Annotated in this window: 13 protein-coding genes; all 13 read right to left on the bottom strand. The window is 60.6% G+C overall.

Annotated features, from left to right (window positions below; all coding sequences use genetic code 11):
• Positions 1–53 precede the first annotated feature (53 nt).
• The gene (locus KBF66_RS09635; protein ID WP_296655691.1) at positions 54–539 is read right to left on the bottom strand and encodes a PIN domain-containing protein; all 486 of its coding nucleotides are present in this window, start codon (positions 537–539) and stop codon (positions 54–56) included.
• The gene (locus KBF66_RS09630) at positions 529–1,824 is read right to left on the bottom strand and encodes a class I SAM-dependent RNA methyltransferase (RefSeq protein WP_296655688.1); all 1,296 of its coding nucleotides are present in this window, start codon (positions 1,822–1,824) and stop codon (positions 529–531) included. The genes KBF66_RS09635 and KBF66_RS09630 overlap by 11 nt, the downstream gene beginning before the upstream one ends.
• Before the next feature lie 16 nt (positions 1,825–1,840).
• Positions 1,841–3,436: an RNA polymerase factor sigma-54 gene (gene rpoN, locus KBF66_RS09625; protein ID WP_296655684.1), complete on the bottom strand. Its 1,596-nt coding sequence runs from the start codon at positions 3,434–3,436 to the stop codon at positions 1,841–1,843.
• Positions 3,436–4,212, bottom strand: coding sequence for an LPS export ABC transporter ATP-binding protein (lptB, locus tag KBF66_RS09620; RefSeq protein ID WP_296655793.1), 777 nt, complete (start codon positions 4,210–4,212; stop codon positions 3,436–3,438). The genes rpoN and lptB overlap by 1 nt, the downstream gene beginning before the upstream one ends.
• A gap of 38 nt (positions 4,213–4,250) precedes the next feature.
• The gene (gene lptA, locus KBF66_RS09615) at positions 4,251–4,889 is read right to left on the bottom strand and encodes a lipopolysaccharide transport periplasmic protein LptA (RefSeq protein WP_296655681.1); all 639 of its coding nucleotides are present in this window, start codon (positions 4,887–4,889) and stop codon (positions 4,251–4,253) included.
• Positions 4,890–4,987: 98 nt separating this feature from the next.
• The gene (locus KBF66_RS09610; protein WP_296655676.1) at positions 4,988–5,641 is read right to left on the bottom strand and encodes a thiol:disulfide interchange protein DsbA/DsbL; all 654 of its coding nucleotides are present in this window, start codon (positions 5,639–5,641) and stop codon (positions 4,988–4,990) included.
• A gap of 61 nt (positions 5,642–5,702) precedes the next feature.
• Positions 5,703–6,380 (bottom strand): SPOR domain-containing protein, encoded by a 678-nt coding sequence (locus KBF66_RS09605; protein WP_296655672.1) that lies wholly within the window; start codon positions 6,378–6,380, stop codon positions 5,703–5,705.
• 33 nt (positions 6,381–6,413) lie between these two features.
• Entirely contained in the window at positions 6,414–8,111 is a 1,698-nt protein-coding gene (gene argS / locus KBF66_RS09600; RefSeq protein ID WP_296655668.1) for an arginine--tRNA ligase, read from the bottom strand.
• 9 nt (positions 8,112–8,120) lie between these two features.
• The gene (locus KBF66_RS09595; protein WP_296655663.1) at positions 8,121–9,047 is read right to left on the bottom strand and encodes a LysR family transcriptional regulator; all 927 of its coding nucleotides are present in this window, start codon (positions 9,045–9,047) and stop codon (positions 8,121–8,123) included.
• A 34-nt stretch (positions 9,048–9,081) separates the two neighbouring features.
• A complete protein-coding gene (locus KBF66_RS09590) occupies positions 9,082–9,702 on the bottom strand; it encodes a response regulator transcription factor (protein WP_296655660.1) in 621 nt (206 codons plus the stop codon).
• Positions 9,699–11,513: an ATP-binding protein gene (locus KBF66_RS09585; protein ID WP_296655657.1), complete on the bottom strand. Its 1,815-nt coding sequence runs from the start codon at positions 11,511–11,513 to the stop codon at positions 9,699–9,701. Before KBF66_RS09585 ends, KBF66_RS09590 begins: the two co-directional genes overlap by 4 nt.
• Positions 11,514–11,620: 107 nt before the next feature.
• On the bottom strand, positions 11,621–12,253 hold the full coding sequence (locus tag KBF66_RS09580; RefSeq protein WP_296655652.1) for a hypothetical protein: 633 nt from the start codon (positions 12,251–12,253) through the stop codon (positions 11,621–11,623).
• Between the two features lie 7 nt (positions 12,254–12,260).
• On the bottom strand, positions 12,261–12,475 hold a 215-nt coding region (locus KBF66_RS09575; protein ID WP_296655648.1), incomplete at its 5' end, for a hypothetical protein.

The following is a 12,475-nucleotide window of genomic DNA, read 5'->3' as shown; positions in this document are numbered from 1 at the left end:
TACGCGGGTTATCAAGCGTAGGCCATGCTGGGTTTGATAGCGCGGCGCGTGCCCTATGACGACTCAAATCTTACATAAGGTATAGCAGTCAAAGCAACGACAGATTGCGCTAGAAGGCGTTTCTTCATACAAAGGACGGCCCGGTCCTTGCTCAACAGGATGGCGCCGTGTGCCACCGCCAGGTCGATAAAGATCTGGTCATCACGATCGCCGCAAGTAACCGGGGCTTTGCCAGCGGCCGGTACCGCCTGCGTCATGGCGTCAAAGCACCGCAACACCTCAGTGGCCGCGTGTGCAGGGTCGGTGGGGTGCGGTGGGCGACCCAGCCGCGCAACAATTTGTGGATACGCCAACACGCGGGCCAACTCGTCGCGCATGGCCGGGGTGGCGATCCAGCGCAAACGGGTATTTTTCATTGCGTTCAGCAACGGTGCGCAGGCCGGGTCCTGAAACACCAGCAAATCCAGCACCACATTGGTGTCCAGGACCAAGGCCCGCGCTGTGCCAGCCGGCGTGGCGAAAAGCGCTTCAGGGTGCACAGTTGTCTGTGGTGCCGGGGTCTGCGCCAGCGCGACGGGGCGTTTTACCGGGCATTTTGCCGGCCATCATGTCGAATCGGAACAGACGGCATTCGATCGGGCCATTCCACATCGGCACGCGGCGTGACTCTTTCAGGCGCATTTTGCCCGGCAGTTTGAGGTCCGGGGTGAGCATCCAGGCGCTCCAGCCGGCGTAATTTTTCTTCCAGTGGCTGGCCAGCTGGCTGAAGAACTCGCCACCCTGTTCCAGTTGCGGCAATTCGCGCGCACCAAAACGTTCGGCGCGCGCCACCCCTGCCACCTCAATGCGTTCACCGTAGGGTGGGTTGAGCAGCATGACGCCTGCGCCGCTGAGGCTGACGTCAATCGGGGGCATGCGCTGCAAGGCATCGCCACCGCGGAACTCGATCACCTGCGCCACGCCGGCTCGCTCGGCGTTGCGCTCGGCAAAATCGACCATTCGGTGTGCCACGTCGCTGCCGAAGATGATGGGTTTTTGCCCGGCCTGCGGCATCACCACCGCCTCAGCCGCTTCCTTTTTTATGGTGTCCCAGACGGCTTTCTGGAACGGAATGAACTTCTCAAAGGCGAAATGCCGCTGACCACCGGCGGGCAGGTTGCAAGCCATTTGGGCCGCCTCGATCAGGATGGTGCCGCTACCGCAGCAGGGATCGTAAAGTGGCTGCAGGTCACCTTCGCCATCGAGCCAGCCGCTCGCAGCAATCATCGCTGCAGCCAGCGTTTCCTTCAGCGGTGCATCGCCTTTGTCCGCGCGCCAGCCGCGCTTGAACAACGGTTCACCTGAGGTGTCGATGTATAGCGAACAGCTGTCGGTGGTCAGGTGGGCGTAAATGCGCACATCCGGCCACTGGGTATTGACATCGGGGCGCACACCGGCGGCAACCACTCGGAAGCGGTCACACACCGCATCCTTTACTTTCAGCGTGGCAAAGTTCAGGCTGTTGAGTGGGCTGTGCTGCGCGGTGACCTCGACCTTGATGCTCTCGCGCGGTGTGAACCAGCGCTCCCACGCCACCTCGCTGGCGGCGCGGTACAGGTCTTGTTCATTGCGGTATCCGGTGTAGCTCAGCAGCACCAACACCCGCTGTGCCAGCCGACTGTACAGGTTGAGCAACATGGCATGGGCAAACCCGCTGCGCACCGCCACGCCGCCACGCTGCTTGGTGATGCAGCCGGGAGGCAAGCCGGTGATGCGCAACACCTCGGGGGCCAGATAGTCTTCCACACCAGCGGCGCAGGGCAGGAACAGTTGGAGTTGGTTCATAAGTTTCCGCAAAGTCTCACAAGGCCTTGCGCAAGGACGCCGGCGCAATACGCAGTCCCTCCCGGTACTTGGCCACAGTGCGGCGTGCACATTCAATGCCTTGCTCTTTGAGCATGTCGGAGATCTGGTTGTCAGACAGTGGTTTTTTCGGACTTTCGGCTGCGACAAATTGTTTGATGAGCGCGCGCACTGCGGTGCTCGATGCATTGCCGCCCGACTCGGTACCCAGGCCGGAACCAAAAAAGTATTTCAGCTCGAAGGTGCCAAACGGTGTCGCCATGTACTTGGCGGTGGTCACGCGGCTGATGGTCGATTCGTGCAGGCCCAGTTCGTCGGCGATCTCGCGCAGTACCAGCGGTCGCATGGCCAATTCACCGTGGACAAAAAAACTCTTTTGGCGTTCGACAATGGCTGAACTGACCCGCAGGATGGTGTCAAAGCGCTGCTGGATGTTCTTGATGAACCAGCGCGCCTCCTGCAGGCGCTGTTGCAGTGCCAGCGCGTTGGCGGCCTCGCTGCCTCCACCTTTGTGCCCCTTGAGGGCATTGGCATAGATGTCGTGCACGCGCAGGCGCGGCATCACCTCAGGGTTGAGCCGCACCTGGAACCTGACCGCGGCACCGCTGCCAATTTTGACCACCAGCACATCGGGCACCACGATGTTGCGCTCCACATCCACAAAGCGTCGCCCTGGCTTGGGCTCCAGACGACCGATCAGTGTGATGGCTGAGCGCACGGCGGCGTCTGAAGCGTCGCACAGGGGCATCAGATGTTTGATGTCGCGTCGCGCCAGCAGATCCATGGGCTGCTGGCAGATGCGCAAAGCGACTGCAACGGTTGCTGTGTCTCCCTCGCGGTCTGGCATGGGCAGGTGCTGCATCGCCTGCAATTGCAAGCGCAGGCACTCGCCGAGGCTGCGGGCGCCGACACCCACAGGCTCCAGGCTTTGCAGCAAACCCAATCCCACGGTGAAATGGTGCAGCAGTTGCTCGATCTGGTCTGCGTCATCACCGGCCAGACCACGCGCCAGTTCTTCCAGCGGGTCTTCGAGGTAACCGTCGTCATTGAGCGACTCGATCAGGAACCTGAGCGCGGCGCTGTCCTCTGCACTCAGACGCAGCGCCAGGGCCTGACGGTGCAGGTAACTTTGCAGCGACTCCTGGTTGCGGGCCAGTTCGGTGGCATCCAGTTCGTCGTCGCCACTGAGGTTGTTGCCCCTGGCTTTGGCCTCACTGCCCCATTCGCTGTCGTCGGCGGCCAGGCTGACGCTGCCGTCGCCGTCCCAGCTCGGGCCATCGTCGCCCTGCCAGTCCGAGTCCTGGGGGTCATTTTCTGCCTTAGCGCCTATTCCATCAGTGTTTCCAGCTCCTGAAAATTGAGTAAATTCGGCATCACGGTCACTTTGACTTACCGGCAGATCGGCCTGCGTCAAGCCAAAAGACTCGCGCTCGGCTTCATCGCTGCTGCGTTCCAGAAACGGGTTGTCATCGAGCATCTGATCAACTTCAGACGACAGTTCCAGGGTCGAGAGTTGCAACAAGCGGATCGACTGCTGCAACTGAGGCGTCAACGCCAGATGCTGCGACACCCGAAGGGACAGGCCTTGCTTCATCACATTCTGAAATGTTCGCCAAGATACACCCGGCGCACGTCCACATCGTTGACGATGTCGGCCGGTGTACCTTGCGCCAGCACACTGCCGTCGCTGATGATGTAGGCGTGGTCACAAATGCCCAGGGTTTCACGCACGTTGTGGTCGGTAATCAGCACCCCGATGCCGCGATTTTTGAGAAAACCGATGATTCGTTGGATCTCGATGACCGCGATCGGGTCAATGCCGGCAAAGGGTTCGTCCAGCAGGATAAAGCGCGGGTTGGTGGCCAGGGCACGCGCAATCTCGACACGCCGGCGCTCGCCCCCCGACAGCGACAAGGCGCTGGACTGGCGCAGATGGTCCACCCGCAGGTCCTGCAGCAAGGAAGTCAGCCGTTGCTCGATCTCGGGCGCTCGCAATGGGCGTCCCTTGTCGTCGAGTTGCAGTTCCAGCACTGCCCGGACGTTGTCTTCGACATTGAGTTTGCGAAAAATGGACGCCTCTTGGGGCAAATAACTCAAACCCAGACGGGAGCGCCGGTGGATCGGCATATGCTCGATCGACTGGCCGTCAATGGTGATTTCGCCGGCGCTGGCCCGCACCAGCCCCACAATCATGTAAAAAGACGTGGTCTTGCCGGCACCGTTGGGGCCAAGCAGGCCGACCACCTCACCTTTGCGCACGGACAGCGACACATCCTTGACGGCCTTTCGGCTGCCGTAGAACTTCTGCAGGTGTTTGACTTCCAGGCAACTGTCGCACGAGAGTTGCGGTTGTTGTGGCGGCTCGGACACCAGCGTTTTGGCACCTGCGATGGCATCCGCTGGCGGGTTCACGGCGCGGCCCCGCCAATTTGTGAACTGCTGCGCAGTGCCGCAGCGGGTGCAGAGGTGGCGCCAGCGGCGGACGCGCTGGCCTTGGCTGGCGTCAACATGGCACGCACCCGACCGGGCGGCGCGCCGGTTTGTCCGAGGCTGCCATTGCTGCCCGCAGTGGGCGCGCCATCGAGCGTGAACACGTCGGTGGTATTGTTGTAGACAATGACACCGGCATTGAACTCGTCGTTGAGCACACTGCCCTGCAGGCGACGCAACTGGGCTTGCCCGATGAACTTGACCGTGTCAGCCCGACCATCGTAGTCAATGCTGCTGCCTTCGCCTTCGATGTACTGGTCCAGTCCTTCACGTTTTTGCCTGAAAAAGGCGCGTTTGCCGGGTTCTGCCGTCACCACGCCGTACTGAAAACCCTGGGCGTCCTGGCGAACCTCAACACGTTCACCACGGATCTGGATGCTGCCCTTGTTCAGCACCACCCGGCCAGTGAACACGCTGATCTTTTTGGCATCGTCATACCGTAACGCGTCTGCCTCGATGTTCATCGGCTTGTCGCGGTCGGCTTTTTCGGCCGCAGCGCCCAAAGCAATGCTGGTCAGCAGTGACAGGATGAGCCAGGAGGCAATGGGGTGGTACATAGAGGCACGAATCTTGCATAAAGAAGTGCCGCATTGTAGCGGTCAAGCACGGTGTCGCGGCTGCAAAACCGTGTTTGCCATGATGTTTGCTTTGACCTTCAGCGCTTGGCCCGGACTTCTGCCACCAGGAAATCACTGATTGTGAGCGCCCGATCGGTGCTCTTGGCAAGTGAGCCGTCGGTGTAAAAACGCCCGGCAACGCCCATGGCAGGTACCCCCTCCACCATATAGGCTGTCATCAACTGGCGTGCCCGGTTGGCTTTGGTGCTGGTGGAAAACGAGTTGAAGTGCGACAGGAACTTGGCTTTGTCCACGCCTTGTTTGACGATCCAGTCAGCAATGGCATCTGGCTTGACCAGGTTTTGCCGCTCGCCATGGATGGCAGCAAAGACCCGTGTGTGCAGAGTGTCGAGCAAGCCCATGGCTTCCAGGGCATAGTAAAGTTGCTGCTGCGGGGTATAGCTGCTCTGAAAGGCGATCGGAACCCGCCTGAACGCCACGTCCGCCGGCAAGCGCTTCACCCATTCCGCCAACACAGGCTCAAATGCGGCGCAATGGGGGCAGCTGTACCAGAAAAACTCCACCACTTCGATCTTGCCGGCGGGGGCTTCAACGGGTGCCGGCTGCGCCAGCTTGACATAGTCAGTACCTTCTTTGGGCGCAGCCGCCTGAGACATTGCCGTCAGCGGGGACAGCGTGGCGGTGCCAGCCGCCAGGCTGGACGCAGTGGCGATAAATGCGCGACGTTTCATATTGTGGTTCTCCGGTTGATGATGACAAACGCAGCATCTGAGCGCTGTCGACGCAATTAGTTCAATTCTGAACCCGTACCAGCGCCGCCTCTATGCCTGAAGCGTTCAATTGGTTGCGTGATTTTTCAGCTGCTTCGCGGGTGTCGAACGGTCCGACGCGCACCCGGTGAACCAGGCTTCCCGCTTGCTGGCGCTCTGAAACCTTGGTTTCAATGCCGGCCAGTGACAGTTTGGCACGCTGGGTTTCGGCGTCTTCGACGGTTCGAAACGCCCCGACCTGAACAAAATAGGTGAACGGGTCCGGTGCTTTGGCAGCCGTGCTCGCGGCACCTTTGGCTGCCTCGGTGCGGGCCTTGGCCAGATCACCCAATGGGTCCCCGGTGACCGCGGGTTTGAGCTCTTTGGCCGGGGTGTTGGCACCAGGAGCACTGGCTGGGGGTTTGGCGCTACTGGTCTTGGTAGCGGGCGCCGGAGTGTCGCCGGGCGGCAGCCGTGGCACCACTTCCTCCGCAGGTCCGTCAGGCTTGATCGGATTCTTGCCGTACAAGGGCGCGTTGGGGTCCCAGTTTTTGTTTTTTTGCTGCTCGTTGGCATCTTGAGCCGGGTCACGGCCCATCACCTTGCTGACAAAGGGCACCGGTACCTTGGTCACATACACCGCTACCGCCAGTGCAATGGCCAGACCCAATACCAGACCCAGAAAAAACCCCAGAACCGTGCCGCCGCGTTGTTGCTTCATGTCATGCCTTTGTCGCCAGGGTTGGATTGTGAATCACATTTTTTGCGGAGCGCTCACACCCAGCACGGCCAGACCATTGCGCAGCACCTGCGCGGTGGCTGCCACCAGGGCCAGGCGCGCCAGCTTGACGGGTTCGTCGTCCACCAGAATGCGCTCGGCGTCGTAATAACTGTGATAGCTCGCTGCCAGCTCACGCAGGTAAAAAGTCACGTCATGCGGTGCAAACCCTTCGGCAGCAGCCGTCAACATGCCCGGGTACTTGGCAAGCAACAGCATCAGCGAATGGGCCGGCGCGCTGGTCAACGGCTGCAAATCCACCTGCCCCAGTTGTTGCACATCGCCGCCCCAGCCTGCCAGAACCGAACAGATGCGTGCATGGGCGTACTGCACGTAATACACCGGGTTATCGTTGTTTTTGGCCACCGCCAAGTCAATATCAAAGGTGTACTCGGTATCGGGCTTGCGACTGAGCAAGAAGAAGCGCACGGCGTCCTTGCTGGTCCATTCGATCAGGTCGCGTAGCGTCACGTAACTGCCTGCGCGCTTGCTGATCTTGACCTCTTGTCCGCCACGCACCACCCGCACCATGGTGTGCAGCACATAGTCGGGGTAACCCTGAGGGATGCCCACACCCGCCGCTTGCAATCCCGCCCGCACCCGGGCAATCGTGCCGTGGTGGTCGGTGCCCTGGATGTTGATCACTTTGGCAAAACCGCGTTCCCACTTGGCGATGTGGTAAGCCACATCGGGCACAAAATAGGTATAACTGCCGTCGCCCTTGCGCATGACACGGTCCTTGTCGTCGCCGTAGTCGGTGGACTTGAGCCAAAGCGCGCCGTCTCGCTCGTAGGTTTTGCCGGCTTGTTGCAACTTGCTGACTGCGGCGTCGACCCGGCCACTGGTGTACAGGCTGCTCTCAAGGTAGTAGTTGTCAAACTTGACAGCAAAGGCTTGTAGGTCCAGATCCTGCTCATGGCGCAGGTAGGCCACGGCAAACTGGCGGATGCCGTCGAGGTCGTTCACGTCACCCGAGGCGGTGTATGCACGGTCGTCTGACTGTACCGTTTTGCCCGCCAGAAAGTCTGCCGCAATGTCGGCAATGTACTCGCCATTGTAAAAGTTCTTTGACGCCGGGTTGTCCGGATCGGTGGGCCAACCGGCATCCCCTGGTTTGACGCCTTGTGCTCGCAACTGGGTACTGCTGGCCAGTGTGGCGATCTGGACCCCGGCATCGTTGTAATAGAACTCGCGGTAGACCTGCCAGCCCTGGCTGGCAAACAGGTTGCAGATGGCATCACCCAGTGCGGCCTGCCGACCATGGCCCACATGCAGCGGGCCGGTCGGGTTGGCCGAGACAAATTCGACCAACATGTGCTGCCCGTTGTCGGCCTGTGTGCCATAGCCGGTGGTCTGGGCCAAGACTTCTCGTACCACCTGCTGTTTGGCTGCTGGCTTGAGCTTGATGTTGATAAAGCCCGGGCCAGCAATGTCCAGCGCTTCGACCCAGGTACGAAAAGCAGTGCTGGCGCGCAGCGCCGTGCACAGGGTCTCGGCCAGTGCGCGCGGGTTTTGCCGCAGTGGTTTGGCCAACTGCATGGCCACGGTGGTGGCCAGGTCGCCGTGGGCCGCCACCTTGGGAGATTCAAAGGCGCATTGGGCACCGGCGCCTGGCATCAGGTGTTCCAGCGCTTGGCGCAGGGCTTCAAGGAGTTCGGTTTTAACGGTAAGCATGGCCCGATTTTACGGGGCCGGTGTTGGCCAGAAGCGCGCGTTGGCGTACTCCTGTTTCAGGAAGTCGATCCACAGCCGCACGCGCTGCGGCAGGTGTTTGCGTTGTGCAAACACTGCGTAAATACCGTTCGGTGGTGCGGCATATGCCTCCAGTAGCGGCACCAGGGCACCACTGGCCACTTCGGATTGCACCTCCCAGGTGCTGCGCCAGGCGATGCCATGCCCACGCAGGCACCAGTCAAACAGTACTTCGCCGTCAGAACAACTTAAAGGTCCGCCTGGTTTCAGATGCACCACGTCAATTCCTGTTGCGCCAGGCACCGAGAACACCCAGCCACGCGTCTGCGAGGCGTCGCTGGACAGGGTCAGGCAGTCAAAGCGGGCCAGGTCCTGTGGATGCTGCGGTGTTCCATGTCGTTGCAGATAGGCGGGGGCCGCCACACACAGGCGCCGGTTGTCGGCCAGGCGTACGCTGACCAGACTGGAGTCCGGCATCTCGCCGACACGCACAGCGCAGTCAAAACCTTCGGCCGTCAGATCGACCACCCGGTCACTCAAACTCAGCGACAGGGACACTGCCGGATGCATTTGCCGAAACAGTGGCACCAGCGGGGCCACATGGCGTCTGCCGAAACCGGCGGGCGCGGTGATGGCCAGGTGTCCACTGGCGTGCAGACCACCCGCCGACACACTGGCCTCGGCGTTGGCAATCTCAGCCAGCAGGCGCTGGCAATCATCCAGAAAAGCCTGACCCTCGTGGGTGAGCGTGACACGCCGCGTCGTCCTGGTCAGCAACTTGACACCCAGCCGCTCCTCCAGCGCATCCAGCCGCCGACCAATGATGGCCGGTGCCACACCTTCAGCGCGGGCGGCCGCGGTGAGGCCGCCGCGCACAGCAACGGCCGCAAAAGTCTCCATCTGCCTGAGTTTGCTCATGCAGTCATGTTAACGGTTGAAAACGGATTGGTTATCAGGGCGGGCGATGCCCGCCGAGTTTCAGCACCAGCTCAAGTCGGTTGGCTACCGCATGGAAAGTCAGGACTGAAGAGACATACTCCTTCACCGTATGGTCTGACAGATGCAGCTGGCGGGCAATGACCTTGTTGGCAGCACCGCGCAGCAGCAAATCCTGCACCTGCTGCAGTCGCGGCGATAGACGCCTTGCGATATCGTCACCCGGGCCACCCAGTTGCAGCATGGCATTCAACGCCGGTGGCACAAAAAAATCACCCGCCAATATGCGTTCGAATCCTTGCAACACAAGCGCAGGGTCGGCAGTTTTGGGGATGAAACCTCTGGCACCAGCGGCCAAAGCCGTGCGGACCAACCGATGCTCCGGCTCGGCAGATATCAACACGGTATGGTCGATCCAGGGTGAGTCGCACAAGTAGGCAAATAACTGGTGCTGCGGGTCGTCGGGCAGGTTGATGTCCAGAAACAGCCAGTCCGGCGCCGGCAAACGGCGCAGCGCGTCGCGCGCCTGCTCGGCGCTATAAGCGCTTTGCACTTGCACTTCAGGGCGGGTGGCGCTGAGCAGTGCCGCCAGACCCTGACAAGTCAGCGGATGGTCATCCACGATCAGAATATTCATGCGGCTCTCTCCACGGACCGTCGGTCCAGCACGGCGGCCAGTGTGGACGCCAGAATCGAGGCCTCCACCGGCTTGAACAGCACCATGTAACCTGACTCTTCGGCCCGTGCTTGAACGGTTTGTGCCAGTTCACCGGTTTGCAGGATGCCTACCATGGCCGGGAAGTGATCCTGCAGAAAGTCAAGCATGGCCACGCCGTCCATAGGTCCGGGCAGCCGGAAGTCGCACAGCACACAGTCCGGCTGCCAGTCGGGCTGGCAGGCATCGAGCACACTGGCGTCCCCAAGTGCTGCACAGCGCACGTCCAGCCCCCAACTGCCCAACAGTGCGGTCATGGCGCGCTGGATCATCAGATCGTCGTCCACCAGCAGCAAATGCTGGCCCTTGATCCAGGCTGGTGCCATCACCAGATCGGGCCGTGCCGCGATCGGTGTCACCCGTATCGGGCTGGCGCTCTGCAACAGGTGACCGGGCAGGTGCAGCCTGAAACAGCTGCCGCGCCCAGGCCGGGAGCGCAGACTCACTGCCAAGCCCAGTAACGCACTGGCGTGGCGCACGATGGCCAGCCCCAGCCCCAGCCCCTGGGCGCGGTCCCGCTCTCGATTGGCAATCTGCACGTAGGGGTCAAAAATGCGTGCCTGATCCGTCGCTGCGATGCCGATGCCGGTGTCACGGACTTCAAGCCACACGCCATCGCCACCATGGGCTCGGCGCAGACTCAGCAACACGCCACCCTGGTGGGTGTAACGCACGGCGTTGGATAGCAGATTGCCCACGATGCGCTCGAACAGCAGTTTGTCGGTCTGCAGCATCAGATGCTCACACCATCGGCTGACAAAACTGCGGATGGGCAGGCTCTTGCGGTGCGCCACCGGTCGCAGGCGGCTGGCCAGCAGCAATATCTCGTCGGCCAGATCGAAACGCGTCAGCACCGGCTTTTCCATGCCACTCTCCAAGCGCGACAGTTCCATCAGGGCGTTGAACAAGGTGCCGATTGACTGGCCGGCCGCTGCGATATTGAGCACCAGAGGATGGCTGGCGGCAGCGGGGTTCTGCTGCCGATAAGCTTCAATCAGCAGCAGCAGGGCATGCACAGGTTGGCGCAAATCATGACTGGCGGCGGCCAGAAACTCGGATTTGTCGCGGTTGGCTTGCTCTGCGCGGGCGGCAACTTCAGCGTTCTTTTGCGCCAAAACCTCGTTGGCCAGACGCAGGCGGATCGACTCGAGCAGCGTGCCGTGTGCATTGCGCGCCACCCAGGTCATGACACCAAAATACAGCAGACACATGCCAGCTGCCACCCAGGCCTGTTCACCAAAGGCCCCTTTCAGTTGGGACAGCAGGACCACCGTGGCCAGCGTGACACTGATCAAGTAACCGCGCAAATCGTAGGCATTGCTGACCGCAGAGTAGGCAAACGCACCGGCAAATGAGGTCATCACCATGAGGTTGTTGATCTCGGCCCCCGGCACCATCAACAAACCCACGCTTCCCCAGCCGATGCCAGGCAGGGTGGTCATCCAGACATTGACGGTTTTCCATTGCGCCAGATTGCCCGCGTGAATGCCTTCGTGTTCGGCTTTCTCTCTGAAGGCCCGAATGCCATACATGAAAAACACCGACAAACCCAACATCCAGCACAGCCACAACAGCACTAGGCGGTGAGAAGCGGCAAACCATGTACCGCTCGCCACCAGCAAAGACAGGCAGACGTGGCCGACCAGATGCGCCTTGAGGTTGCGATAACCCAGCTGGAACAACGCGTGTTCTATCGCAGGGTCATTGCTTTGCAACCAGTTGGGTTTGTTCACGGGCAAGGGCACCTTCGCTTGAAAGCCACAGTATCTGCCAATCACGGCAACGAAAAGGCCCACAACACTGTGGGCCTTTTCTGTGTGCATGGTGCGAATCGTGCCAATCAACTGCCGTTCACTGTCAGCAAAGTGGATTCCATGGTCCGCACCCCAGCACCAGTGGTCTGCTTGAGGATATGACCCTTCAGACGCCCCGAGCCAACATTCCAGCCATACGTCGTAGTCGTGGTTCCATTGATCGTGACGTCAGTCTTGACTTTGCACGCAGCAAAAGTGCCCGCCAGTGTGGTGATCTGCTCGGCGCTATAAGTGCGCACCTCGGACTGAGTCTGGGTGTTGGTCACACCCATGGTCTCAATTGATGTGGTGTAGCTGTTGCTGTAAGGGACACCCAGACTCGGATTCGTCGGCCAAGCCATGGCCGGTGTGAAGGTGACCGTACCCGTGATGGCGATCCCCATCACCGTTGACGAGTTGATGATGCCGTAAGCCTTGCTCTCGGTGGCGCCAAAGCTGTAGTAGGTCTTGGTCAGCGCCGTTGTGCCGCTCCCCGTCCCGGAAGTGACGTTTGTCGTCTGGGCCAACTCAATGAGACCACCCGTGCCCTTGAAGGATGCGCCGCCATTGACCACGATGTTATTGACCTGGGTCATTGCAATCGTGTTGCCATCGGCGTTGTAGATGTTGTTGTTCATCTGGGCAGCGTTACCCACGACAGAAAAAATATTGCCAGTCATGTCACATTCACCGCCACTTGGCGCTGGTGTGGGGGTAGGCGTCGGCGTCGGCGTCGGCGTGGGTGTGGGAGTAGGAGTGGGGGTAGGGGTAGGAGTAGGAGTGGGAGTAGGAGTAGGAGTAGGAGTAGGAGTAGGAGAAGGAGTAGGAGAAGGAGTGGGGGTAGGAGTCGGCGTAGGAGTGGGGGTAGGAGTAACCGCTGTGTCCGATGCAGAATCCGAGTC

The sequence above is a fragment of the Rhodoferax sp. genome, assembly GCF_018063565.1.
Classification (GTDB): Bacteria; Pseudomonadota; Gammaproteobacteria; order Burkholderiales; family Burkholderiaceae_C; genus Rhodoferax.
The sequence above is the reverse complement of the archived record's forward strand: the minus strand, read 5'-3'. Positions and strand labels throughout refer to the sequence as shown.

Bases quoted from the DNA above. Each gene is read 5' to 3' on its own strand.
- KBF66_RS09630 (WP_296655688.1), bottom strand. From the start codon at position 1,824: ATGAACCAACTCCAACTGTTCCTGCCCTGCGCCGCTGGTGTGGAAGAC.
- lptA (WP_296655681.1), bottom strand. From the start codon at position 4,889: ATGTACCACCCCATTGCCTCCTGGCTCATCCTGTCACTGCTGACCAGC.
- KBF66_RS09595 (WP_296655663.1), bottom strand. From the start codon at position 9,047: ATGAGCAAACTCAGGCAGATGGAGACTTTTGCGGCCGTTGCTGTGCGC.
- KBF66_RS09605 (WP_296655672.1), bottom strand. From the start codon at position 6,380: ATGAAGCAACAACGCGGCGGCACGGTTCTGGGGTTTTTTCTGGGTCTG.
- rpoN (WP_296655684.1), bottom strand. From the start codon at position 3,436: ATGAAGCAAGGCCTGTCCCTTCGGGTGTCGCAGCATCTGGCGTTGACG.
- KBF66_RS09590 (WP_296655660.1), bottom strand. From the start codon at position 9,702: ATGAATATTCTGATCGTGGATGACCATCCGCTGACTTGTCAGGGTCTG.
- argS (WP_296655668.1), bottom strand. From the start codon at position 8,111: ATGCTTACCGTTAAAACCGAACTCCTTGAAGCCCTGCGCCAAGCGCTG.
- KBF66_RS09610 (WP_296655676.1), bottom strand. From the start codon at position 5,641: ATGAAACGTCGCGCATTTATCGCCACTGCGTCCAGCCTGGCGGCTGGC.
- KBF66_RS09580 (WP_296655652.1), bottom strand. From the start codon at position 12,253: ATGACTGGCAATATTTTTTCTGTCGTGGGTAACGCTGCCCAGATGAAC.